Genomic DNA, 22,898 nt, shown 5'->3' with positions numbered 1-22,898 from the left:
TTGTGTAAACTTCTGTGGTGTCCTTTCCCTTGAAATCCAAACCCAAAAAGAAAACAGGGAAAACCGACATGACACTGACCCTACGACACCTAAAGACCACAGCCGCTGCTGCATTGCTCGGGCTGGCGCCGGTTGCCGCTCTGGCAGAAGACTGGAAATTCGCCATCGAAGAGATTCCGGGCTCGATCATGGACGCGTATGCACAGGAGTTCAAATCCCGGATCGAAGCCGCCACCGACGGCGAAGTGACCGTAACCGTATACCCAATGGGAACGCTGGGCACGCCAACCGAAACGGTTGAGCAGGCTGCAGACGGTGTCATCCAGTTCACCAATGTTTCGATCGGCAACCTCGGCACCGTTGTACCCGAAAGTCAGGTATTCCTCCTGCCCTACCTGCTGCCATCTGACCCCGCAGCGATCTCGGATGTGCTGAGCACTTCAGAAACTATTTACGGTCCGCTGAACGATGATTTCCGCAAGCGCGGTCTGGAAGTACTGACCATGTATTCCGAAGGCCCGCAGGTCTGGACGACAAATCGCGAAATCCGCACGCCCGAAGACTTCGACAACTTCAAGATGCGGGTCATGGTGTCGCCAATCCTGCTTGAGACCTACAAGAACATGGGTGCCAGCCCCACCCCGCTGCCGTTCGGCGAAGTATTCGGCGCGCTGCAACTGGGCGCCGTTGATGGTCAAGTCAACCCGATCCCAACCATCGAAGAGATGAAGTTCTACGAAGTGACCAGCCACCTGGTCTGGGCCGGTGAGCAGGAACTAGTGACAACTGTGGTCGCTGGCTCTGATTGGTTCGAAACCCTCAGCCCTGACCGTCAGCAATTGGTGCGTGATACCATGGCCGACATGACCGGTTTCATTGATGGGGTCGTCACCGACTTTAACCAGAAGCGTCTGGACATCATCAAAGAAGCCAAGCCCGATATCGGTCTGGTCGTTCTGACCGAAGAAGAACGTGACGCCTTCCGCGCCCGCAGCACCGAAACCTCAAGTGCTTATGTCGACACCGTCGGCGCGCGCGGTCAGGAACTATTGGACGCGCTGCAAGCGGAACTCGCGGGCAACTGATCCCTCCCCACCACTCACTCAAAACTTCCCCACGCGCATTGCGCGTGGGGCTTTCAAAAAAGGGGGGACATCATGCAGACTACGACTTCCACTCCTTTCGGCTTTTTGGGAAAGATCGACGCCGTCATCGGACGGATCGAAATCTGGATCCTGGGCTGGGGGATCATCCTGATGGCCGTGAACACCATTGCCAATGTCTTTGGCCGTTATGTGTTCGACCAGTCCATCTATTTTTCCGAGGAACTAAACGAGTTCCTGATCGTCATTGTCACCTTCATGGGTCTGGGCTACGCCACCCGCAAGGGCATCCATATCCGCATGTCCGCAATCTATGACGCGCTGCCGATCAAACTGCGCAAGGGCCTGATGGTCGTGATCGCAGCAACTACTGCCTTAGTGATGGCGGTTCTGGCTTGGTACGCGCTGGAATATGTCCAGAAAGTCGCGTCACGGGGCCGGATCACCCCAGCGCTGCAATTACCGCTTTACCTGACTTACGTCTGGGTGGTGATTGGCCTGACCCTTGCGTCCTTTCAGTATCTGCTGACAGCGATCCGCAATCTGAACTTCTCTGAGGAAGACGTCTACGTCTCCTACCTCGAAGTCGATAGCTACGAAGACCCCGAAACCGCTGCAGCGATCCAACGCTACGAAGAATCCACGGAGGCAAACAAATGACCGAGTTGATGTTAGTCGTCATGATTGTTCTGCTTCTTGCAGGCTTTCCGATGAAAATGCCACTGATTTCGGCGGCGGTGCTGGGGTTCCTCGTTTATTTCCCCGACATGAATATGCAGATCCTGATCCAGCAGATGATCGGGGGTGTGAAACCTGCCGCACTGATTGCAGTGCCGATGTTTATTCTCGCCGCTGACATCATCACGCGCGGCCACTCAGCCAATCGCCTGATCGATCTGGTGATGAGCTTCATGGGCCATATCAAAGGCGGCCTCGCTATTTCCGTCACATCGGCCTGTGCACTGTTCGGTGCAGTCTGCGGCTCGACACAGGCCACCGTGGTCGCCATTGGCGGCGCGATGCGGCCTCGGATGCTGAAATCAGGTTACAGTGACAGCTTCTCGATCGGTCTGATCGTGAACGCCGCCGATCTGGCCTATCTGATCCCTCCCTCGATCGGCATGATCATCTACGGGGTGGTCTCGGGCACGTCGATTTCGCAACTTTTCATCGCAGGCATCTTGCCGGGATTGCTGATCGTGGTGCTGTTTTCGGCCTACTGCATGGTCTACGCCTATCGCCACGATATCCCCGTGTTGCCGCGCGAAGGTTGGGGACAACGCTTCACTGCCCTGCGCAAGGCACTTTGGCCGATGGGTTTCCCTGCGATTATTGTCGGCGGCATCTATGGCGGTGTGTTTTCCCCGACCGAAGCAGCCGCAATCTGCGTGCTCTACGCTGTCATTCTTGAGGTAGTGATTTTCCGCTCGATCAAGGTGAACGATCTGTACGATATCGCATTGTCCACCGGAGCGATCACCTCGGTTGTCTTCATCCTGATCGCAGCAGGAGCAGCATTCAGCTGGACACTGAGTTTTGCGCAGGTCCCGCAAACAATCATCGCTGCATTGGGTTTGGAACAGGCCAGCCCTCTGATGGTGCTGCTTGCGATCAACGTCGCCTTTTTTGTCGGCTGCATGTTCGTGGACTCAATCGTAGTCATCCTGATCCTCGTCCCGATCTTCGCCCCCATGATCAAGGCCAGCGGCCTTGATCCGGTGCTGGTCGGCGTGCTGATCACCCTACAGGTCGCCATTGGCGCGGCCACGCCACCCTTTGGCTGCAACCTGTTCACAGCCATCGCCGTCTTCCGCCGTCCCTTTGTCGAGGTGGTGCGCGGCGTACCCCCGTTCCTAATCATCCTTTTGATTGTGACAGGCCTGCTGGTAGCCTTCCCTCAAATCGCGCTGTTCCTTCCGGAACTGGCTTATCGTTAAACCACAAGAAACGGAGAAATCATGTCGGGACATGGTTATGAATCTGGTCGTCTGAACCTGCCTTTTGTGGGCATCGCGACCTTTGGCAAGAAACCTTATGTCGAGAACTGGGACAAGATCGACGCCGATGTTGCCGTCCTCGGCGCACCGTTCGATTTCGGCTGCCAGTTCCGGTCCGGTGCCCGGTTTGGCCCACGGGCTGTGCGCGAGGCCTCGACCCTTTTTAGCTTTGGACACGCCGGTGCGTATGATCACGAGGACGACGCGACCTATTTGGGAAGTGACGTGCGCATCGTTGATTTGGGCGATGCGGACATTATCCACACCAAGACCGAGGAAAGTCACGCCAACATCGAATACGGCGTGAAAAAGATTCTGGACGCGGGCGCTCTGCCCGTGACCATCGGCGGAGACCACTCGGTCAACATTCCCTGCATCCGCGCCTTTGAAGAAGATTGCGCAAAGAATGGCCCAATTCACGTGGTCCAGATCGACGCGCATCTGGATTTTGTCGATGAACGCAAAGGTGTCACCGAAGGTCACGGCAACCCAATGCGCCGGGCGATCGAAAAAGATTACGTCTCGGGCATGACCCAATTGGGCATTCGCAATGTGTCTTCGACAGCCAAAGAAGGCTATGAAGATGCACGCGCTCGAGGATCGGATATCCTATCGGTCCGGCAGGTGCGCAAACTGGGAACCGAGGGCGTATTGGACCGCATTCCGGAAGGTGCGCGCTACTACGTGACTATCGACATCGACGCGTTCTGCCCCTCGATTGCACCCGGGACGGGCACACCCAGCCACGGCGGTTTCCAGTACTACGACGTTCTGGAAATCGTTCAAGGTCTGAGCAAACGCGGCGACGTCGTTGGCATTGATCTTGTCGAGGTTGCCCCGGCTTATGACCAGACTGAAAGCACTCAGATTTTGGCAGCCCAATTGCTGCTGAACTTCATCGGTTTCATATTCCACAACCGGAAATAAGTCCCCTCCCCGTCAGTCCGGCGCGCCAAACCCAAAGGGTGTGCGCCGGGCTGAATGCGCAGATCACATCACAGTTCTTTGTTCGACATGTGCCGGGACGAGCGCGCGGACGAGCTCTTTCATGTTGAGAATGCCGACCTGTTTTCCGTCGCTCATTACCCGGTAGACCTTGTAGGTGTCGCCACCGGATAGTGAGATCAGGTGCTCAAGGTTGTCATTGGCGTCCACATCGCCGTCGAATTCACCCTCATGCGTGCCATCTGCATTCATCACCGAACGTACGCGCAGCACGCGGGCGCGGTTGATGTCGCTGACAAAGTCCTCGATGTAGGGGTCGTTCGGGTTCAGCAGGATATGCTGCGGCTCGCCCTGTTGTACCACGTAGCCATCCTTCAGGATCACCAGATGGTCGGCCAGTTTCAGCGCCTCGTCCAGGTCGTGGGTGATGAAGATGATCGTCTTGTGCAGGTCTTTCTGAAGCTCCAGCAGCAGATCCTGCATGTCGGTGCGGATCAGCGGGTCCAGTGCCGAGAACGCTTCGTCCATCAGCATGATCTCGGAATCCGAGGCCAGCGCCCGCGCGATGCCCACCCGCTGCTGCATGCCGCCCGACAGCTGGTGCGGATAGTGATTCTCGTAGCCCGCAAGACCCACACGGGCGAGCCACTTCTTGCCCGCAGCGACGATCTCATCCTTGCTGTTGCCGCGCACCGCCAGCGCCATACCGGCATTCTCGGCGACCGTCTTGTGCGGCAGCAGGGCGAACTTCTGGAACACCATCGACATCGTGTTCAGCCGCATGTCGCGCAGCTTCAGCGTGTCATAGTCCAGCACATTTTTGCCGTTGACCCAGACCTCGCCCGCGGTGGGTTCGATCAGACGATTCAGATGTCGGATCAGGGTCGATTTGCCCGAGCCCGACAGGCCCATGATCACCGTAATCTCGCCGGCCTGCATGTCGACATTGATGTCCTGCAGGCCCAACACATGGGCCTCTTTCTCCAGCAGATCGGTCTTGCCCATCCCCTGGCGCACATGCTCCATCGCGCGGTTGGGGTGCGCGCCGAAGATTTTATAGAGGTTGCGGATCGAGATTTTTGGTTCAGCACTCATGTCCAGTCCCTCCTTAGTGTTTCTGCGCGGCCGAGACGCGCGCCAGCGCCGCCTTGGACACCCGGTCCAGCACGATGGCCAGCAGCACGATGCCCAGACCGGCGATAAGGCCTACGCCCAGTTCCAGGTTTCGGATGCCGCGCAGCACCAGCACGCCCAGACCCGGCGCCGAGACCAGCGAGGCAATCACCACCATCGCAAGGCTCATCATGATGGTCTGGTTCACGCCCGCCATGATGTTGGGCAGCGCCAGCGGCAGCTCTACCCCCCACAGTTTCTGCCGCGGCGACATGCCAAAGGCGTTGGCGGCCTCGACCACATCCTTATCAACCAGACGGATGCCCAGATCGGTCAGACGGATCACCGGTACGATGGCATAGACGATGATGGCGATGCCGTAGAGCTTTGGCTCGGTGACGCTGAACAGGAAGATCAGCGGGATCAGATAGACGAAGGTCGGCAGCGTTTGCAGCAGATCAAGCACTGGCAGGATCATACGCTGGAAACTGTCGGACTTGGCCATGGCGATGCCTATGGGCACCCCGAGCAGAATACAGAGCCCGGTACATACCAGCACGATCGACAGCGTCTGCATTGCCGGTTCCAGATGGTCGATAAGGCCCAGAAACAAGAAGACGAAGATCACGAACCCGGTCACGATGGCCGAGCGCGACACATACCACGTCAGCACGAACAGCGCCGGCAGCATGATCCACCATGGCACCGCATCCACCGCAATGAGCGCCCATTCCAGCATCCATGACAGCGGCTGCGTCAGCGGGTCCAGCACGAATTTCAAAGCGTCCTTGATGGCCAGAAACCCATCCTCGACCGCCGAGACAAAATCCCGCGATTGCGGGATCGCCGGGCAGGCCTCATTCAGCGCATCAAGAGATGGAAACGGAAAAGCCGGACCGTTGTCGCCATTCTTTGCGTTGGCCTGTGCCAACAGGTCCGCCATTGATAAATTGGCACCGCTGCCCGATGCGTCACACCATTCCCGAAGTCCCAACGCATCGAACATGCGGTCGTAAAAAGCCATGTCATCCTCTTCCCTGCCAACCCGGGCGCCCGATTGGGACGCCCGGGCCATTTTGCGAGTTTATTGTTATTTCAGCAGTGCCGACAGTTTCGCGCGCGCGTCGTCATTCAGCCATTCGCCCCAAGTGTCCTGGAAGTTGGTCAGAAAATACACCGCAGCCTCTTCGCCCGAGGCGTTGTTCTCTTCCTGCCAGGCCAACAGACCGTTCATCATCTCATTGGTGAACTGGACGTTTTCCATCAGCGCCGTCTCTTCGGGATGAGAGTCCGCAAAGGTGTTGGTCACAACCGTGGTCACATCGCTGGCCGGGAAGGCCCCAAGCACCGGTTCGGCGCACTCTTCCTGGCTGTTGCACTCATGCGCTTCCGGGACATGCGGGCCCACATCGACCTGCACCATCGGATAGCGGCCCAGAATCGAAGTCGGTGCCCAGTAATAGCCGAACCATGGCTCTTTCGCGTCATAGGCCGAAGCGATGGACGCGGCCAGTGTCTCGCCCGAGCCATGGACAAAGTCCTCGATCCCCGCATCGGTAAATCCAGCCGCCTTTGCCATGTTCGAGCTGACCCGCTGACAGGTCCAGCCCACCGGACAATTGTGGAAGCGTCCACCGACCAGTTCGGGGTTGGCTAGGATGCCTTCCATCGTGGTCAGTTCCGGATGCGCTTCGGCCAGATAGGTGGGGATCCACCACGCCTCGACCCCGCCATCGGACAGTACCTTGGCGCGTTCGATGATGGCGCCACTTTCGATCAAGCCGGGATAGGCCGGCGCCCCATTAGTCCACAACTCGGTCAGAATATCCGGTTCACCGGTTTCCGCCACCGAAGCCAGCGCCGGCGTCGTTGCCGACGGCACGACCGTCACAGAACAGCCATAGCCCTGCTCCAAAAGGAACTTGCTCACTTGCGTGACGATAATTGCTGAACCCCAATCCATCTCGGTGATTGAGATGTCCCCGCAATCAGCATGCGCCGTGCCGGAAACGCCAATAGAAACCGCGGCACTAGCCGCGAGTAGTTTCAGTTTCATAGATTTTCTCCCTAGTTGGTCATGCCCCGGGCACTTTGCGGCCCTTCGAGCTTGGTATTGTTCATCTTGTGGCTCTTACAAAGGTCCCCTCTTCTTGTTCCCGGTTCTGCTGGGCCGAATTTTCAAGATACAGCGCATCCAGACGAAGTCCAAAGGTTTCTGGCACCAATCGCCCCGCCCGCCTCAAGCCGTTAAACCGGGCACGCATATTTCGTTTCTTGGTAATTTGATGGGGCTGCGTGTTGTTCATGAACTCTATGTCGACGGGCCCACCATCGTCCAAGTATCCGGCAGCAATCGCAGCCTCCAACAACTCAACCCCACGATTTGTTCGCGCGATGATCGAATTGGTGCCTGGGTCGGTGGCTGAGGTTTCTCGGTCAGGTGTCGCAACCGGCCACGTGTCAGCCGCTGCTATATCGGCCCCTTCACCGATACCATCGGGGCAGATTTTACAGCGAAACGGTAGTGACCAGCAGCTTTCATCTTCACCCCAGAAATCGAGATAGTGGAAATCTCGCCGTGTCCCATCTGCCATTTCAATGGTCGTGGGCCCCGGACAGCCGCGCCCGCGATAACGCAGGGCGGAGACCTGATCCCGGTCAATGCCATTGTCGGACAGAAATCGCCCCATCGCCTGATCGGGCATGAAGCCTCCACAGACTGGCGTCAGCATGTATTTGATCAGTCGGTTCACCCGCGCATCCCGGTGCGCAAGGTTGCGGATAGCGTTCAGATCGCAAGGCTTTGCAACAACGGCAAAAGGCTGGTCACGATCCAGAGCGGCGGTCAGATTTATCAATGGTGCAGTTGGGCCATAGCGAGACCCAGCCGCGGCCAGAACCTCATCAACCGTTGTGGAAATTGTCGCTGCTCCAAAACTCGGTTCATCCTCGGACGCTTTTACATGCAGGATAAAGGCGACCCGCCCGGAGTTTAGCAGGAACCGGGCCAGAGCCGTCAACACGCCGCCTGTTGAACCCTCAAACCGCACTTCGGGTTCGCTGGCCCATGCGAGGGTCAAACTGTGGTACGGCCCCCAGACAAGATTATGATAAGGGGCAGAGGAAATATCAGCCTTGGGGATCCCTTCACATCGGGTACCCGGACAAGTGTCATACACCAGATCGACATCGGCCTCATCCAGTTCACTGCACACCACAGGTCTGAGGTCACCGTCCACAGCCTTGTCGATACGAATTTTTTCCGTACCTAGTAGGGATTGGCACAAACCACATCCAACACACAGATCGTCCTTAAGGATCTTCTCAAATCGGGTCCGGGGATCTGTCTTTGGCATTTACCCTCTGAAGTCTTCCTCTTAGGGGTCGTGAGAGACCTCAACAAATATTCTTGAACTACCCCCCTGTTGTCCAGCTTTCACTGTTAGATATCGCCTAAACCATTTCAGATTGTGGCAACCGTAGGCGGTGTTTATGCACGTGCAGATAATGCGGCATCATTCTGTGATAGATGCGCTGCACCCGGCGTGGCGTGTTGTCTAGGCTGACATATTTGCGTTTCTGGGGTCGAAGACCGGTAGATTTCGCCAAGTTGGTGTGGAATGCGCCACCTTCGCACCAACTATGGGCAGAAGGGTCGTTCCGGGCCTCCCAAGTTAGGGCTTCTTCGATAAAGGGGATGTCGACCGCCTCACAGAACGCCTTTGTCACAGCAGCGGGGTTTTCCAATAGATCGTCGCTGTCGATAACGAAAGGCGTATTGCCTTGAATGGCGGTCAGCAGGTCGAACAATGCACGCTGTTCGGGAAATCCGATTTCGAGCTCATCGAAATCCGGCCATTTGTCGTACATCGACGTAATCGTTTTGGCGGGATTGCGGATCAGGAATGCATGGGTGAAATGCGACAGAAACTCCGCATCCCACATATGGTTGATATAATGCGGAAAATCCTTGATGAAGACCGGCCCTTTTTCGGCACGTGCTTGGATGTCTTCCCATACGCTTTCCAATGAAAGGCCGGAGATGGTCTCGCCGCCTTCAGGAAAGCGTGGCCACATGGGCTCTTCCCCTTGATACCAAGCCTGACCAAAGGGTTCGTGTAGACAATCGAGATCACCCCGTTGCTTCATCATGTGCTCGAACGCTGTCGAAGTGGACCGTGGAATAGCCCAAAGTGCTATGATCTTATGCATGGGCTATGCCTCCAGCGTCGCCAACAGTTGACCGTGATAAGTGGTCGGAGCCAGACCCAACGTTTTGAACAGACGCCAATACAGGGCCGTATCGTGCCCAACGACAGGTTTGCCCAGACGTTTTTCGAGCTCGGCCGTGTGATGTACAGGGCGGCGCGCAACCCCATCGCTGGGGCGGCGGTAGTTGGACATGCCGTTGATCAGATATGCATCCACATTTGGCGCCTTTTCGGCGGTGTAGTCGAAGGACTTCCAGATCAGATCCTCATCGAAACACCAGACACAGTCGTCAACCTCCTCCTGTGTTTTGAACCATCCCTGATCATAGAAATTTCCAGCCCAGACCACATCAAATCCGGCCTCCTGCAGAAAGCCGACCGTTCCCTGATACCATGCGGAAGGATGGTAACAGGCATTCAACGCCACTTTCTCGGCCCCTATTTCACGCAAGGCTTCTACCATCGCATAACCCGCCATGTGAAAGGGTGTTTCGTACTTGTCGCTCAGCATTTCGCAATGCTGGCGAATTCCCTCAACACCCAACCCGCTGGCATGCACCCAGTTCGACCCAACCTGACCGCAGACGTCGGCATTGTTGAGAGCCATGCATTCGACAAATTCCTCGAGAAGACCAAAGTTCTTTTTTCGTTGATCCAGCCCATGCTGATACCCCGGTACATGCAGCATGCGGCCATGCACCCCCACCGTTTCTGGCGCCATCCGGATAAAGTCGGACGGCGCCGCGCAATAATCGAATGGCGGACAGGTGAAGCCCACTTGCTGAAGAAACAACTTGCGCTTTGGATCCGTCCAGCGCGCAGGCTTTACGAAACTATTCATGGGTTACCCTCCTGTTCAAGCGGGTGCATCAATCTGAAATCTGAGGCAAAACCGCGTGACAAATCCATTGCTTTTTTGTGAATGGACTCTTGTCAAAAATGACAAGAGTCCAAGCAAATTCATGTGGCGAGGCGATCTATGCCAGCCTTAAGCCATCGCGACTTGGGTCTGATCTGCCCCAATACGGTACTGGTAAAGATGCTCATAGTGCGGCAATGCCTGATCGTAGATCGCTTTGATGTGATCGGGCTGGGTTTCGATGCTGCCATAGGTGCGCGGTTGCGACTTCAAACCGTCTGATGCGCTGAGGCTGTCATGCCACGATCCGTTGTCGTACCAGCCAACTTCGGGGCGGGCACCGGGCTCCCACGACAAAGCTCCGGGAAGGTACTCGATACCGACGGCGCGGCACCAAGCCGACACGATACCCTCGGTGTTTTCCAACAGATCGTCGCTGTCTATGACCGGAGGCGGCGCGCCATCACGGTCGGCGATCCGGTCGAACAAACGACGGTGCTCCTCGAACCCGTACTCGGCGACAACCCAATCTGAGCCCCTCTTATAGATAGAAGGGATCGATTTTGCCGGATTTCGAATGAGAAAACTGTGCGTAAACGGTGCTAGGAAGCCATCGCTTGCGTCCGGGGGAAGAAAATGGGGCATGTCCTTGGAGAAGACGGGCATTTCCAAGGCTTTTTCCAGCATCGAGTCATGAACGCTCTGTACGGAAAGGCCTTTGACCCGTTCACTATCTGCTGTCAGGCGCGGCCAGGCGGCATCGTCGCCCTTGTACCAAGCTTCGCCGAACGGTTCATGAAAACAGGCCATATCGCCCCGCATGCGCATCATCCATTCGAATGCTGTCGACGTGGTGCGTGGAGTGGACCATAAAACCACAATCTTGTTCATTTCGTCCCTCATGTGTCCGAGCAGTTAAAGCAGATCGCAGGGATAAGGGCCCAAACCCTGCGCCTGATTGAAGCCTGCATCGGATCTCATCGGCAATCCATTGCTTTGTCGTTTATTATTGTTATCAATTTAGATATGACTTCTCTTCGCCGCGTCCCATCCATGAGCCCCCTGATCGCATTCGAGGCGGCAGCGCGTCTTGGCAGCGTCACCATGGCTGCGTCCGAACTCAACACGTCGCAATCCGCAGTTAGTCGGCACATCCGCAATCTCGAAGAACGAATGAAGCTCGCGCTGTTTCACCGTGACGGTCGGGGCATTTCACTCACAGCAGAAGGGGCCACTTATCACGAAGCCGTCGCATCCGCGTTGAGGGGATTGCGCGACGCCGAAGAGCGATTGACACAGTCCAACCGCTCTCTGACGATTGCGTGCTCGTATTCGGTAAGTCATCTGCTGATCATGCCACATTACAGCCGGTTGCGTGGCTTATTGGGCGAAGATGTCACCATAAACGTGCTGACCTCTAACTATGAGGCTATGGCCGCACCCGAGGAGCCCAATGCGGATATCGTTATAGGTTACGAATATCACGGTTCTGGTAGCCGGTCTCAGAGAATACTTATCGAAGACGTGATCCCGATCGCATCACCGGACTATATCGCCAAACATAAGGATGTTCTGAGCGGGCCGGTAAAGGGGTGGATCAATCTACGCTTCCTCGATGTATCGCAGGGCCGTGTTGGCTGGGCGACTTGGGATGGGTGGTTCGGACACCACAACGTCGTGCTGCCCCATTCATCAGTGGAACGCTTTACCAACTATGTCTACTTGCTGGAGGCCGCTGCTGCCGGGTCAGGGGTGGCGCTTGGTTGGCGCGGGTTTTTCGAACGTTTGCAAAAGATAGGCGCCCTCGAAACCATAGGAGGCAACTGGTACTCTACCGACAACTACCTTTGGGCTTGGTGTACCCGGCAAGGTCAAAACAAGAAATCGGCCCAGATTTGTATGCAGTTTCTGACGGACCTGCAGAACCACTCCGGTTGACCTTTCATAGACGTCAAACTGTTCTGGCTGTGCCGGACCAAGGCCTGCCCCGGTGCGTGTGCGATCCGGCCCGGAGATGAGCACAAATCATGTTGTAAGCGTGTCGATTGGGTCGGTCAGATCGACCGTTGCCATCATAGAGTCACGCAGTGCCAACTCGACTGCAAACACCAAAACTTGCATTAGCTTGCTGCCACTGCACGACTTTGCAAGCGGGTCCGGCAGATCACCCAGAGACAGGCCTTGAAGACTAGGCAAGAGTTCGTTCTCGAGCGCAATTATCACATCAAGCGGCTACACCGCAGGTCGCGCGATTTCTCCAACACCCGAGTTTCCGTCCTCATCAGCCAGTCGAACTAGGCGATGGTACAGTTTCACCTGCCGACCGTAGGTCATTGCGTAACCGTCCCCAACAAAGTTCGATATGAACTCCGTATCGTCGATCTTGGTGATGCGCATTTCGGCTATTCCATCGTCACAACGATGTTGCCTGTGTGCTTTTTGGCAATGAAGGCTTCTTGCGCTTTGGCTAGGTCGCGCAGAGGGTAAGACGCTGCGAGCATAGGTTTCAAAACGCCTGATGAGATCATCCGAACGGCACGTGGAAACAGATTTGGCGGGCTGATGGTTGCTCCGGTCATCTGGATGTCTTTGTAAACAAGTTGGCGCAGATCGAAGTCCACCATGGGTCCAGAAATTGCACCCGAAGTCGAATAGCGTCCGCGTTGCCGCAAGGCATTGATTAACGGCATAAACATTGCTCCTCCGACCACGTCCAGCGCCACATCGACCGGCCCTCCGGCTACAGCCCTGATCTGATTTTCAAGATCAGGGACATTTCGATCTATCACCGCCGCACAACCCAAATCCAACAAAGTCCGGGCTTTCGCTTCGGACGCGACACCTATCACCTGCGCCCCGCGCGCCAGACATAGCTGGATCGCTGTTGTGCCGACACCACCCGAGGCACCGGTGATCACAACCCATTCGCCGGGTTGCAGGCCGGTGCGCCAAACCAGATGTTCGGCGGTCGTCAGAACGGTGGGGAAGCTCGCCAGTTCCGCATCCGAAAGCGCACTGATGACCGGAACGGCGTTGTCCGCGCGGACCGTGGTGTAATCCGCAAATCCTCCATCACACTCCGATCCGTAATAACCGGTGTTCTCGGGCAAATGCCAATCGCCATGCCCATGCAGCCAAGGGTCGATCACAATCCGTTGACCGATCCGGCTGGAACTTACATTTTCACCCACCGCGACAATGCGGCCAGCGACATCTGCTCCCTGAATGCGCGGGAAAGTCAGCGGCGTGTTCGACCAACTTCCCGTCGCTTCGTCTGCGCTGTCGAAACCGCACATGCTGCCCGCATCCGTGATGCCGTCGGTGACGGTTCTTGAATACCAAGCGGTGCGCGTGTTGATATCCGTGTTGTTCAGCCCACAGGCACCGACCTTGATCAGCACTTCGCCGGGTGCGGGTGTCGGGGTGGGCCAGTCCTCGTGGTATTCCAGTTTGTCCAGCCCGCCGTGACCAACCAGAACAACCGCGCGCATCGTCTCAGGAATTGACGTCATGATCCACTCCTCGGGTTTCAGGCGAAAGCCGCAGCGACATCGCGCAGGCGAAGGTTTTCCGGATCCAAAACAGCCTCGAACAACACGGTTGCAGGATAGAGGTTTCCGAACACCATCACCTGCAGCTTTGTGCCGGGTAACGCGGCCTCTGGTTGCACAAAGGCGAAGGCCAGATTGCGGCCTGACACCGGTCCATAGCCGCCCGATGAAATTGAGCCAACTTTGTCCCCGTTGCGATACACCGCCTCACCGCCCAGAACATCCGTGCCCTCCATGTCAATATCCAGATAAGCAATGACCGAGCTTGTGCCGGTTGCGGCCAACCGCGACAGGGCCTGTTTGCCGATAAACTCTTTGTCCATTTTCACAAAGCGCATCTGATCGGTGTGTATCGGCGTAGCATCATTGGCCAGTTCATGACCGCCACGATAGGCTTTCTCCATCCGCATCAACTCCAACGCTTTGGAACCGAATGGCACGATGCCGTGGATCTGACCCTTGGCCCAGATAGCATCCCAAAGCGCGCTAAGCTGTGCATTTGGGGCGTGCAGTTCCCATGCGAGTTCGCCCGAGAATGACAGTCGCAATGCAATAACGGGCACTCCGGCCACTGTGATTTCACGCGCTTTCAACCATCCGAAATCGCTGTCTTCCAGCGAGGCCTCCGTAAGGGGCGCCAGCACATCGCGCGCTTTCGGACCGGCCACAGTCAGGATGCCCCAATCGTCAGACAGATTGCTTACGGTAACATCTTCGGTGCCGCGCTGATGCATTGTGATCCAATCCCAGACCCGGCGTTCTGACGGACCGCCGGTAACGAACCAGAACCGGTTTTCACCCAACCGGGCAATAGTGGCTTCGCCTTCGATCGTGCCGCGTTCGTTCAACAGCAGAGTCAGACAGGTGCCACCGACCTTCCTGGGCATGCGGTTGGCGCAGAGGCGATTCAGATAGGCCTCGGCCTCTGGCCCAGTGATCTCAAACTTGGAAAAGGCCGAAAAATCACCCAGGCCAACGCCACTATGCACAGCTCGCGCCTCGGTCACGGCGGCCTGCCATGACGGCCCGCGTTTCCAACTTTGCGGCTCCTTGCCGCCCCATGCAGCGTCACCATAAACGCGGGGACGTTCCCAGCCACCGGCCTCTTCGAACACGGCATGCAAGGCTTTCGTTCGGTCATGCGCGCCCGAGACACGATGCTCTCGGCAGGTTTCATATTGCAGCTGTGGATATGGCAGCGACAGGCGTGTCATGTAATTTTCACGCGCACGCTGATAGGTAAAATTCTCGTCCACCAAGCCATGAAATCGCCGCGGGTCAAAGCCGCGCATCGAGATTTCGGCGGTGCCGTGCACCATCCACTGCGCCAGTGCTCGGCCCAAACCCGGCCCCCACGCGATGCCAACAGTCGCACCGCAGGCCAGCCAGTAGTTCTTTAGACCCTGAGCCGGACCCACAAGAGGATGCCCGTCCGGCGTATAGGTAATCGCTCCGTTGACGATGCGTTTAATGCCCAGGTTCATCAGGCTGGGATAGCGTTCAAAACACTTCTCCAACCACGGCGTGATCCGTTCGTAGTCCGGCTCGAACAGCTCATTCTCACTGTCCCAGGGGCAGCCGCCGCGCCACTTGGCCAGCGCATCATGCGTGTCGTACAGCCCGATCAATGCCCCGCCCTGCTCGCGCCGCAGATAACCGGTGTAATAGTCGTCACGGGTGACCGGAATCTCGTGATCCATCGCCGCGAACTCCGGCACGCTGTCGGTGACGACGTAGTGGTGCTGCATCGGAATAATCGGTAGGTCGAGCCCGCTGAATGCACCGATCTGCCTCGCGTGATAACCACCTGCATTCACCACATGTTCGCAGATTATATCGCCCTGCTCGGTGATCACTTTCCACTCGCCCGAGGGCAATTGCTGCACGTTCGTGACCCGGTTGCGCCGCATGATCCTTGCGCCTCGCAGGCGCGCGCCTTTGGCCATGGCCTGACAGGTGCCGGACGGATCAACATGGCCGTCATCGGGCGTATAAATACCTCCGATGATATGCGATGTGTCATAGATCGGGTTCAGCTTCGCGATCTCAGCCGGACTGAGCCATTGGCACTCCTGCCCCCGCGCCAAAACGGCGTCGCGGGTATGCATCAGCCAGGATCGGTGATCCTCGGTCGCAGCGACGCGTAGTGAGCCACAATTGTGCCAACTGACGCCTTGCTCTGTTTCGTCTTCAATGGTCTTGTACAGATCCACTGCATAGTCATGGCAGATGCCCAGTGCATGCCCAGGCGTCATCCGGCTAACCAGTCCAGCCGCGTGCCAAGTCGCGCCCGAGGTCAATTCCGCCTTTTCGATCAGAACGATGTCTGTCCAACCCTCTTTCGCCAGATGGTACAGGACGCTGGCCCCCATATTGCCGCCACCGATTACAACTACCCGAGCCGAGTCCATCATCGCACACTCCATGGTTACCACCTGAACCATTGCCGAAGGAAAAATTTTTGTCCAATATTTTTCCATAGGTATATTTTTCTTATCTCACTGATTCGGAGGGCCCCATGGACGGCACCAGACACAGGGAATCCAATCGCGCCCGAATGCAGCGTATTCTGGGTGAAGACGGCTATGCTCAGGTCTTTCGCTCAATTGACGACGCCGCTGGTCTGCCCAACGCGGCATACTGGTCCGAAGAGTGGTTCGAGATGGAACAAGAACTGATCTTCCGCCGCTCTTGGGTCTTCGCAGGGGCCCGAGCAGAGTTGCCGGAACCCGGTAGTATGACGCCCATCGAGATCGCAGGCACTCCGATTGTGCTGGTTCATGATCGTGACGGCATGATCCGAGGATTCCAGAATGTTTGCCGCCACAGAGGCATGCAACTGGTGACCGAACCATGCAAGAAAGCCACCCTGACCTGCCCCTATCACCGCTGGGCCTATGGTCTCGACGGCAAGCTGCGATCCCGTCCGCATTTCGACGGCCCCAATGCATCCGGCGTTATAAAAGGGGATGGTGGAGAAAAGCTGAACCTGATCCCGGTTCGCGTTGAAGAGTTCTTTGGCTGTCTATTTGTAAACGTCTCAGGGGATGCGGACCCGCTGGACGTCTGGATGGCACCGGTTCTGGAACAGCTAAACGGCTATGATCTCTCGGCCATTCGTTGGGCTGGAAAGAGGGATTTTCAAATCGAGGCTAACTGGAAACTGGTCTATGAAAACTACATGGAGGGCTATCACGTCTTTGCCCTGCATCCCCGATTGATCGACTTTGCTCCGATGGATGTACGCTGGTCCGGCGAGTGGCGCGGCAGCACCTTTGTCAACGGCTATCGGTTTCCCAAGATGGAGGAAGGGCGAGGCGTAGGGTTACCGCATTATCCGGGGATTTCCGAAGAAGACAGTATGAAGGGTCAATGGTTCCTGACCATGCCGCATTTCGCAGTCGAAGTATATCCGGACCAGTTCACTGTACTGGTCGCCTACCCCGAGGCCCCAGACAGATGTCGCGAAGAACTGCATGTTTTTGTCATCGGCGATGAGGCCGCAACCGGCGATAAATACCGGAAAGAACGCGAAGATTTGATACAGATGTGGGATGATCTGAATGTCGAGGATATCTCGGTGCTGAAAGGGTTACAGCAGGGCCGTCGATGCTTTGGCTACGACGGTGGCCGGTTGTCCCCCCATTGGGAGGGTCCAACACTCGCCTATTCCCGGAAGATCATCGAGTTTATGGCGGAAAGCGACAACTACACTGACGAATAAAGGCCGCGTCTGAACCCCCGTCTCAGCGAGGTTTCATGATCACTGGAGTATTCGTATGGATAATTTGCAGCGTGACCTGACCCGCGTTGATGTAACGGTGCGGCTTTTCCCCTGAAAAACCAAAACTGTCACCCTCTTCCAATACGAATGTGTGGCCTTCCACTTCGAGTGTAAGCTGACCCGCCAGCACGTAACCCACCTCTTCTCCTTCGTGGCTCAGCGGATCATCCCCGGAATGACCGCCCGGGGCGAATTGCATAAGCGACATTGCCAGTTGCCCGTCGACCGAGGGCGACAAAAGGAAATCGGTTTCCCCCAAATACTCGGTGCCCGATAACCTTGAATAGTCGATCCGCCGTCGGAAGCCTTTGCGCACGACGTATTTGTTTTCTATTGGGTCATCGTTTGGCGACGGTGGAAACAACCAGCCAATTTCCACCCCAAGCGCGGCGCTGATCCTTTGCAGCGCTTCTAACGAGGGTTGCTTCTGCCCCCTCTCGACAAGACTGAGAAATCCAACTGAAAGGGACGCGGCTGTGGCGCATTCGTTCAGCGTCATTCCCACTGCCCGTCGCATGGCCCGGATTTCGTGCCCGACGGCGGCACCCGATATGGCGTCTTTTTTATCAGGACGTGCCTGTTTTCCAGACTTGCCAGCCATCGTGTATCTCCTTGACCAGACAACGTATATTCCGGGCGGTCCGTGTCAGCAACATTTTGGCTGCGAAAAGCCCGCGCAGGCTCAGCAGTTTACTGTCCCTATCCCAAATAGTTGCGTAAGCTGGGCGGGGGGTTTTCAAACAAGTTTGATGTCGGCGCAGGCGGATGCGCGCGTTCATCGGCCACTAGAATTGTCTGGTCGGCTATGCGACGCGCGTCCTGCGGATCGTGACTGACCATAAGCAGCGTGGTTCCGGTCTCGGACAACAACCCGGCAACCAGGTCAAGCATTTCTGCCTTCAGCGCCGGCCCCAACGCCGCAAACGGCTCGTCCAACAGCAATGTCTGACGGCGTTGCACCAGCACCCGTGCCAATGCCACACGGCTTTGTTGACCGCCGGACAATTCCGCGGGCTTTCGGTCGCCCAGACCAGGCAGGGCGACCCGGTCTAGCGCAGTTTGGACTTCCGCTTGATCTTGGGTCGACAATCGCCCGGTCGGGTGCAGGCCCAGGGCGATGTTTTGCTCGACCGTCAGATGAGGAAACAAATTGCCGTCCTGAAACAGCATTGCCAGCGGGCGTTTGCCCGGAGTGAGGTCAGAGATACGTTTGCCGTTCCAAAGGATTTGCCCCTGTGTGAGATCACGGAACCCGGCAATCGCCTCAAGCAGCGTCGACTTACCTGCTCCGGATGGGCCGACGATGGCCACGCTGGAGCCGGTCTCAACCGTGAAATCGGCCCGCAACGAGAAGCTCCCGTTCTCGACCACACAGCCTTCAAGTTTCAGCATGCAGGCGCCCTCCCCGATCCAACAGCCAGAATACGCCCATCGACAACACGAGCAAAAGCAGAGCCGCACCCGCAGCGGCCTGCATTTGATAGGCCCCCATCAAACGGTAAATCTGCAGTGGCAGAGTCGCGATCTGCGGGTCGGCAAACAGCGCGATCACACCCAGATCGCCCATAGACAACGCAGCAGACAGACCCGCCGCGAACCGAATTTGCGGCCGCAGGCGGGGCAGCAGTATCCGGGTAAAAAAGGTTCTGTTGTCCATGTCCAGCGACAGCGCCAGCCTCCCCTGCCGGGCCACCCCGTCGCGGGCGGCAGGGACAAGGATACGCAGGGCAAACGGCAATGCCATGACCGCGTTCACCAATGCTGTCACCGGCAGTGCCAACACTGTCGGGTTGGCGATTGGCCGGATCAGAATGAACAGGCCGGTGCCGATCACCAAAGGCGATGCCGCCAGTCCCAGAATGCCGCCGAGTTCAACAATGCCGTACCGACCGGACGCAACAGCCGTCGCCATGGGTAGCGCAAGCAGCAGCAGGATCGCGGTGCTGGCCGCAGCCACCAGAACCGACGTCAGCGCGGCGCGAAACACCAAAGACGGCGTCTCAAACAACCCGGCAAAGCCCGAAATCACAACCGCGGCCAAGGGTAGCAATAGGAATGCCCCCGCAGCAATTATCCAAAACGCATCAAGGGCGGGCGCGCCGCCATCCCAACGACGAACGGCGCGGTCCAACCCGGCGCCGAACCCGTCTCCGCGTGAGAATTTCAAAGCCGCCAAAGCGGCGGCGGCGGTCAAGGCCAGTTGCAGGGCCGACAGCAACGCCGCGCGGCCGAGATTAAAATCATAGGTAAAGGCCTGATATATGGCGAGTTCGATGGTCGTCGCGCGTGGTCCTCCACCCAGGGTCAACGCAACGGCAAAGCTGGTGAGGCAGATCGCAAAGATCACAGCCAGGACACCGGGCAGGATGCGCTTTAGCATGGGCCATTCGATCAGGCGAAACATCGCCATGCCATCGCAACCCAACTGCGCGGCCAAACGGAACCGCTCGGCCGGGATTTCCTGCCACGCCTGCAGGATCAACCGGGTGGCCAGCGGCAGGTTGAAAAAGACATGCGCCAGGACAACCCCGTGCAACCCGTAGATGCGCAACGGCGGCAAACCGAAAAAGCCCAGCACATCCGAAATCCAGCCGGCGCGTCCAAAGACCTGCAACAGACCAAGGATCGCGACGATCACCGGCAAGATGAAAGGCGCCCCCAACAGCGCGATCAAAGCGCTGCGCCCGCGAAACCGCCGCCGGGCAAGTGCGCGCGCGACCGGAATGGCAAGCGCAGCACTAAACACCGCAGACAGCACCGCTTGTACCAGCGTAAAGCGCAAGGCAGCCCAGTCAGCTGGACCGAACCCGCCCGCAGCATCCGCACGCAGAGCTACTGCCGCCAGTGTACCCAGTATCAGCGCAGCGACCAGAGCCGCCGCGCCAACACCCGGCCAAGGGCTTACTGGCTGAGCGCGCCCAGCCATTCCGCAAGCGCCTGATCCCGCACTTCTGCAGCCTCTTCCGGGCTAAACAGTAGGGATTTTTTCGGAGTGATAAGTGTGTCGAACCCTTCGGGCAGACCCGAAGCCGGGGTCACTGCCGGATACATCCAGTTTGTCGTCGGAATGATTTCCTGAAAGGCATCCGAGACCATGAACTCCAGAAACTGATCTGCCAGCTCCGGCTGATCCGCCCCGGCCAGCTTTGCTGCAACCTCAACCTGCATATAGTGACCTTCGTCAAAGGCGGCGGCTGCTTTGCTTGCGTCATCCTCGGCGATCAGGTGGTAGGCAGGCGATGTGGTGTAGCTGAGGACCATGTCTGCTTCACCATCCAGAAACAATCCATACGCCTCGGACCAACCCTTGGTGACGGTCACGATGTTGTCGGCAAGTCCTGCCCAGATTTCGGGCGCCTCGTCACCATAGGCTGCCTTGACCCACAACAGAAGCCCAAGGCCGGGTGTTGATGACCGCGGGTCCTGAATGATGATCTTGGTTTCACTATCGGCCAGTTCACGGAAATTGGCAGGCGCAGCAGATTCCGCGTTTTGTACAAAGGCGAAATAGCCCCAGTCGTAGGGGGCGAATACGTCATCCGACCATTCAATCGGCAGCGCGTATTCAGCGCTGACCGAGTTGGGTGCAAAAAGACCGGTCTCTTTTGCTGCGGTGATCAGATTCGTGTCCAGACCAAGCACTACATCCGCGTCCGAATTTTCACCCTCAAGCCGGATGCGGGACAACAAAGCCGCACCATCCTCGACACCGACAAGGTTCAAATCACAGTCGCACACCGCCTCAAAGGCCTCTTCAACCTTTGGGCCAGGGCCCCAGTCCGAAACGAAACTGTCATAGGTATAAACGGTCAGCTGAGGCTTGTCGGCGGCAACGGCCGCAGTTGCGCTCAGAAGTCCCGCAGCAATCATCAGATGTTTCATGTCATCCTCCATTGCGGCGAGAGGGCAAGGGTGGATGAAACCGTTACCTTTCCCTCCGCCGGTTCTAGCCGGTTCAGGTTCAACGGGTTCGCCAAAGGCATCTCAGCGCGGCAGGCCACGCACCCCGAGGTGAGGTTGTGAGTAGGTCGGAATGGACCAAAAGACAACCGGATTAACGAGCATCAGGCCTGACATCAGGCCCGATGCCTTTAGTAATGCACGAGGTAGACGCCAACCAGTACAAGTACGGCGATAAAGACGGTTTCGGCTACGATCAACGCAATGGCCTGACCGCCCACGTCCAAAATCCGCTTGAGCGAAGTCTTCATCCCCACTGCGGCAATCGATATCAGCAGAGCCCAGCGGCTGAGGCTGGCCATAGCTGTCGAGACGACCTCGGGGATCAGACCCATCGAGTTCATAGCCGCAAAAATCAGAAAACCGACCACGAACATCGGCAGGATAGGCGGGCGCTTTCCACCTTCCTCGTTAAACTCTGCGTGGCGACGCACCACGAATGAGATCACCAGAACAACCGGAGCCAGCATCGCAACGCGGATCAGCTTAACCAGCGTGGCAACCTCGCCCGTCTGGTCCGAGACCGAGAAGCCCGCACCTACCACCTGAGCCACATCGTGGATTGTACCGCCCAGGAACACGCCCGAGATGTCGTCATCGAAATTGAAGGCCTCGGTCAGGATCGGATAGGCGATCATCGCGATGGTCGACAAAACGGTAACCGACAACACGGTGAAGATCAGATTGCGTTCGGAATGTTCGTTCTTTGGCAAAATGGCAGACAAGGCCATCGCGGCAGAGGCTCCGCAAATCGCAACCGAACCGCCGGTCAACACCCCGAACCGCCAGCCTCGCCCAAGCACCCGTGCGCCCAGAAGGCCGAACAGGATCGTCAGGATCACACCTGCGATGACAACGACGATCAGGTCAGCGCCGAGATTCATCATCAGCTCAATCGAGATCCGAGCGCCCAGCAAGGCAACGCCAAATCTCAGCACGGTACGAGCGGTGAATTCGATGCCAGCGCGGCACCCACCGGCGTCGTCCTCGGAAAGGAAATGGAACGCAATACCCAGCAAAAGTGCCATCAGCATCGCCGGAGCGCCGTAGTGCTCGGACAAAAATTTAGCGGCGACCGCCACAACTACGGATACAAGGATTCCGTGGCCGTTTGTCTGCACGAAAGATCGCGCCCAGGTCCAGGGTGATTTGGATGCACTCAACGCTTGCATCTTGTTTCCTTTGTCTAAATCGGATGGCCTGCGGGCCTGGTCCATAACCATCCGGGTCACGTTATGACCCGGATGGCCGTTAGGTACTTTACGCCTCTGTTTGAGGTGTCATGTCTGCGGCGTCGATGCCTGCGACGGCGACGGGTTTTTTCATTGCGTCGCGGCGGAAGGGCTCACCGAGTTCCTGGTTGATCAGGGCTTCG

Annotated in this window: 22 protein-coding genes and 1 riboswitch; of the genes, 6 read left to right on the top strand and 16 right to left on the bottom strand. The window is 57.2% G+C overall.

Features of this window, described 5'->3' with window-relative positions; translation table 11 throughout:
• Positions 1-68 precede the first annotated feature (68 nt).
• The 4 genes from dctP to speB all read left to right on the top strand — a co-directional run bounded on the left by dctP (position 69) and on the right by speB (position 4,027).
• Positions 69-1,085 (top strand): TRAP transporter substrate-binding protein DctP, encoded by a 1,017-nt coding sequence (gene dctP, locus ABLN94_RS22960; RefSeq protein ID WP_352996791.1) that lies wholly within the window; start codon positions 69-71, stop codon positions 1,083-1,085.
• A gap of 72 nt (positions 1,086-1,157) precedes the next feature.
• Positions 1,158-1,763 (top strand): TRAP transporter small permease, encoded by a 606-nt coding sequence (locus tag ABLN94_RS22955; RefSeq protein ID WP_352996789.1) that lies wholly within the window; start codon positions 1,158-1,160, stop codon positions 1,761-1,763.
• Complete coding sequence (locus ABLN94_RS22950) at positions 1,760-3,040, top strand: TRAP transporter large permease (protein ID WP_352996787.1); 1,281 nt, start codon at positions 1,760-1,762, stop codon at positions 3,038-3,040. The genes ABLN94_RS22955 and ABLN94_RS22950 overlap by 4 nt, the downstream gene beginning before the upstream one ends.
• A 21-nt stretch (positions 3,041-3,061) precedes the next feature.
• Positions 3,062-4,027 carry an agmatinase gene (gene speB, locus ABLN94_RS22945; RefSeq protein ID WP_352996785.1) on the top strand — a complete coding sequence of 322 codons (966 nt, stop codon included), beginning with the start codon at positions 3,062-3,064 and terminating at the stop codon, positions 4,025-4,027.
• A 63-nt stretch (positions 4,028-4,090) separates the two neighbouring features.
• Here speB and ABLN94_RS22940 read toward each other — a convergent pair whose 3' ends face one another.
• The 7 genes from ABLN94_RS22940 to ABLN94_RS22910 all read right to left on the bottom strand — a co-directional run bounded on the left by ABLN94_RS22940 (position 4,091) and on the right by ABLN94_RS22910 (position 11,119).
• Positions 4,091-5,140, bottom strand: a complete 1,050-nt coding sequence (locus ABLN94_RS22940) for a quaternary amine ABC transporter ATP-binding protein (RefSeq protein WP_352996783.1) — start codon at positions 5,138-5,140, stop codon at positions 4,091-4,093.
• 13 nt (positions 5,141-5,153) lie between these two features.
• Positions 5,154-6,182: an ABC transporter permease gene (locus tag ABLN94_RS22935; RefSeq protein WP_352996781.1), complete on the bottom strand. Its 1,029-nt coding sequence runs from the start codon at positions 6,180-6,182 to the stop codon at positions 5,154-5,156.
• A gap of 66 nt (positions 6,183-6,248) precedes the next feature.
• Complete coding sequence (locus tag ABLN94_RS22930) at positions 6,249-7,214, bottom strand: ABC transporter substrate-binding protein (RefSeq protein ID WP_352996779.1); 966 nt, start codon at positions 7,212-7,214, stop codon at positions 6,249-6,251.
• A 61-nt stretch (positions 7,215-7,275) separates the two neighbouring features.
• Positions 7,276-8,514: a Coenzyme F420 hydrogenase/dehydrogenase, beta subunit C-terminal domain gene (locus ABLN94_RS22925; protein ID WP_352996777.1), complete on the bottom strand. Its 1,239-nt coding sequence runs from the start codon at positions 8,512-8,514 to the stop codon at positions 7,276-7,278.
• A gap of 97 nt (positions 8,515-8,611) precedes the next feature.
• Entirely contained in the window at positions 8,612-9,370 is a 759-nt protein-coding gene (locus ABLN94_RS22920; protein WP_352996775.1) for a sulfotransferase family protein, read from the bottom strand.
• Positions 9,371-9,373: 3 nt separating this feature from the next.
• On the bottom strand, positions 9,374-10,210 hold the full coding sequence (locus ABLN94_RS22915; protein ID WP_352996773.1) for a hypothetical protein: 837 nt from the start codon (positions 10,208-10,210) through the stop codon (positions 9,374-9,376).
• A 147-nt stretch (positions 10,211-10,357) separates the two neighbouring features.
• Positions 10,358-11,119, bottom strand: a complete 762-nt coding sequence (locus ABLN94_RS22910; RefSeq protein WP_352996771.1) for a sulfotransferase family protein — start codon at positions 11,117-11,119, stop codon at positions 10,358-10,360.
• A gap of 162 nt (positions 11,120-11,281) precedes the next feature.
• Between ABLN94_RS22910 and ABLN94_RS22905 the strand changes: the two genes are divergently transcribed.
• Positions 11,282-12,166: a LysR family transcriptional regulator gene (locus ABLN94_RS22905; protein ID WP_352996769.1), complete on the top strand. Its 885-nt coding sequence runs from the start codon at positions 11,282-11,284 to the stop codon at positions 12,164-12,166.
• Between the two features lie 87 nt (positions 12,167-12,253).
• Here ABLN94_RS22905 and ABLN94_RS22900 read toward each other — a convergent pair whose 3' ends face one another.
• The 4 genes from ABLN94_RS22900 to ABLN94_RS22885 are packed head-to-tail and all read right to left on the bottom strand — an operon-like array spanning position 12,254 to position 16,193.
• A complete protein-coding gene (locus tag ABLN94_RS22900) occupies positions 12,254-12,424 on the bottom strand; it encodes a hypothetical protein (protein WP_352996767.1) in 171 nt (56 codons plus the stop codon).
• A 36-nt stretch (positions 12,425-12,460) separates the two neighbouring features.
• Positions 12,461-12,625, bottom strand: coding sequence for a hypothetical protein (locus tag ABLN94_RS22895; protein ID WP_352996765.1), 165 nt, complete (start codon positions 12,623-12,625; stop codon positions 12,461-12,463).
• A gap of 5 nt (positions 12,626-12,630) precedes the next feature.
• The gene (locus ABLN94_RS22890; protein WP_352996763.1) at positions 12,631-13,740 is read right to left on the bottom strand and encodes an alcohol dehydrogenase family protein; all 1,110 of its coding nucleotides are present in this window, start codon (positions 13,738-13,740) and stop codon (positions 12,631-12,633) included.
• Positions 13,741-13,757: 17 nt separating this feature from the next.
• Complete coding sequence (locus tag ABLN94_RS22885; RefSeq protein WP_352996761.1) at positions 13,758-16,193, bottom strand: FAD-dependent oxidoreductase; 2,436 nt, start codon at positions 16,191-16,193, stop codon at positions 13,758-13,760.
• A gap of 104 nt (positions 16,194-16,297) precedes the next feature.
• Here ABLN94_RS22885 and ABLN94_RS22880 point away from each other — a divergent pair, with 104 nt between their 5' ends.
• Positions 16,298-17,503: an aromatic ring-hydroxylating oxygenase subunit alpha gene (locus tag ABLN94_RS22880; RefSeq protein ID WP_352996759.1), complete on the top strand. Its 1,206-nt coding sequence runs from the start codon at positions 16,298-16,300 to the stop codon at positions 17,501-17,503.
• A gap of 22 nt (positions 17,504-17,525) precedes the next feature.
• Here ABLN94_RS22880 and ABLN94_RS22875 read toward each other — a convergent pair whose 3' ends face one another.
• The 5 genes from ABLN94_RS22875 to ABLN94_RS22855 form a co-directional block, all read right to left on the bottom strand.
• Positions 17,526-18,164, bottom strand: a complete 639-nt coding sequence (locus ABLN94_RS22875) for a cupin domain-containing protein (protein WP_352996757.1) — start codon at positions 18,162-18,164, stop codon at positions 17,526-17,528.
• Positions 18,165-18,262: 98 nt separating this feature from the next.
• Positions 18,263-18,955 carry an ATP-binding cassette domain-containing protein gene (locus tag ABLN94_RS22870; RefSeq protein ID WP_352996756.1) on the bottom strand — a complete coding sequence of 231 codons (693 nt, stop codon included), beginning with the start codon at positions 18,953-18,955 and terminating at the stop codon, positions 18,263-18,265.
• Positions 18,942-20,489 (bottom strand): thiamine/thiamine pyrophosphate ABC transporter permease ThiP, encoded by a 1,548-nt coding sequence (locus ABLN94_RS22865; protein ID WP_352996754.1) that lies wholly within the window; start codon positions 20,487-20,489, stop codon positions 18,942-18,944. The genes ABLN94_RS22870 and ABLN94_RS22865 overlap by 14 nt, the downstream gene beginning before the upstream one ends.
• Positions 20,465-21,445 (bottom strand): thiamine ABC transporter substrate binding subunit, encoded by a 981-nt coding sequence (thiB, locus tag ABLN94_RS22860; protein ID WP_352996753.1) that lies wholly within the window; start codon positions 21,443-21,445, stop codon positions 20,465-20,467. Before thiB ends, ABLN94_RS22865 begins: the two co-directional genes overlap by 25 nt.
• A gap of 32 nt (positions 21,446-21,477) precedes the next feature.
• Positions 21,478-21,582: riboswitch (TPP riboswitch) on the bottom strand.
• A 72-nt stretch (positions 21,583-21,654) separates the two neighbouring features.
• Complete coding sequence (locus tag ABLN94_RS22855) at positions 21,655-22,695, bottom strand: YeiH family protein (protein WP_352996751.1); 1,041 nt, start codon at positions 22,693-22,695, stop codon at positions 21,655-21,657.
• Positions 22,696-22,898 lie beyond the last annotated feature (203 nt).

The sequence above is a fragment of the Ruegeria sp. SCP11 genome (genome assembly GCF_040329455.1).
Lineage (GTDB): Bacteria > Pseudomonadota > Alphaproteobacteria > Rhodobacterales > Rhodobacteraceae > Ruegeria > Ruegeria atlantica_E.
The sequence above is the reverse complement of the archived record's forward strand: the minus strand, read 5'-3'. Positions and strand labels throughout refer to the sequence as shown.

Bases quoted from the DNA above. Each gene is read 5' to 3' on its own strand.
- dctP (WP_352996791.1), top strand. From the start codon at position 69: ATGACACTGACCCTACGACACCTAAAGACCACAGCCGCTGCTGCATTG.
- ABLN94_RS22955 (WP_352996789.1), top strand. From the start codon at position 1,158: ATGCAGACTACGACTTCCACTCCTTTCGGCTTTTTGGGAAAGATCGAC.
- ABLN94_RS22950 (WP_352996787.1), top strand. From the start codon at position 1,760: ATGACCGAGTTGATGTTAGTCGTCATGATTGTTCTGCTTCTTGCAGGC.
- speB (WP_352996785.1), top strand. From the start codon at position 3,062: ATGTCGGGACATGGTTATGAATCTGGTCGTCTGAACCTGCCTTTTGTG.
- ABLN94_RS22940 (WP_352996783.1), bottom strand. From the start codon at position 5,140: ATGAGTGCTGAACCAAAAATCTCGATCCGCAACCTCTATAAAATCTTC.
- ABLN94_RS22935 (WP_352996781.1), bottom strand. From the start codon at position 6,182: ATGGCTTTTTACGACCGCATGTTCGATGCGTTGGGACTTCGGGAATGG.
- ABLN94_RS22930 (WP_352996779.1), bottom strand. From the start codon at position 7,214: ATGAAACTGAAACTACTCGCGGCTAGTGCCGCGGTTTCTATTGGCGTT.
- ABLN94_RS22925 (WP_352996777.1), bottom strand. From the start codon at position 8,514: ATGCCAAAGACAGATCCCCGGACCCGATTTGAGAAGATCCTTAAGGAC.
- ABLN94_RS22920 (WP_352996775.1), bottom strand. From the start codon at position 9,370: ATGCATAAGATCATAGCACTTTGGGCTATTCCACGGTCCACTTCGACA.
- ABLN94_RS22915 (WP_352996773.1), bottom strand. From the start codon at position 10,210: ATGAATAGTTTCGTAAAGCCTGCGCGCTGGACGGATCCAAAGCGCAAG.
- ABLN94_RS22910 (WP_352996771.1), bottom strand. From the start codon at position 11,119: ATGAACAAGATTGTGGTTTTATGGTCCACTCCACGCACCACGTCGACA.
- ABLN94_RS22905 (WP_352996769.1), top strand. From the start codon at position 11,282: ATGAGCCCCCTGATCGCATTCGAGGCGGCAGCGCGTCTTGGCAGCGTC.
- ABLN94_RS22895 (WP_352996765.1), bottom strand. From the start codon at position 12,625: ATGCGCATCACCAAGATCGACGATACGGAGTTCATATCGAACTTTGTT.
- ABLN94_RS22890 (WP_352996763.1), bottom strand. From the start codon at position 13,740: ATGACGTCAATTCCTGAGACGATGCGCGCGGTTGTTCTGGTTGGTCAC.
- ABLN94_RS22885 (WP_352996761.1), bottom strand. From the start codon at position 16,193: ATGATGGACTCGGCTCGGGTAGTTGTAATCGGTGGCGGCAATATGGGG.
- ABLN94_RS22880 (WP_352996759.1), top strand. From the start codon at position 16,298: ATGGACGGCACCAGACACAGGGAATCCAATCGCGCCCGAATGCAGCGT.
- ABLN94_RS22875 (WP_352996757.1), bottom strand. From the start codon at position 18,164: ATGGCTGGCAAGTCTGGAAAACAGGCACGTCCTGATAAAAAAGACGCC.
- ABLN94_RS22870 (WP_352996756.1), bottom strand. From the start codon at position 18,955: ATGCTGAAACTTGAAGGCTGTGTGGTCGAGAACGGGAGCTTCTCGTTG.
- ABLN94_RS22865 (WP_352996754.1), bottom strand. From the start codon at position 20,489: ATGGCTGGGCGCGCTCAGCCAGTAAGCCCTTGGCCGGGTGTTGGCGCG.
- thiB (WP_352996753.1), bottom strand. From the start codon at position 21,445: ATGAAACATCTGATGATTGCTGCGGGACTTCTGAGCGCAACTGCGGCC.
- ABLN94_RS22855 (WP_352996751.1), bottom strand. From the start codon at position 22,695: ATGCAAGCGTTGAGTGCATCCAAATCACCCTGGACCTGGGCGCGATCT.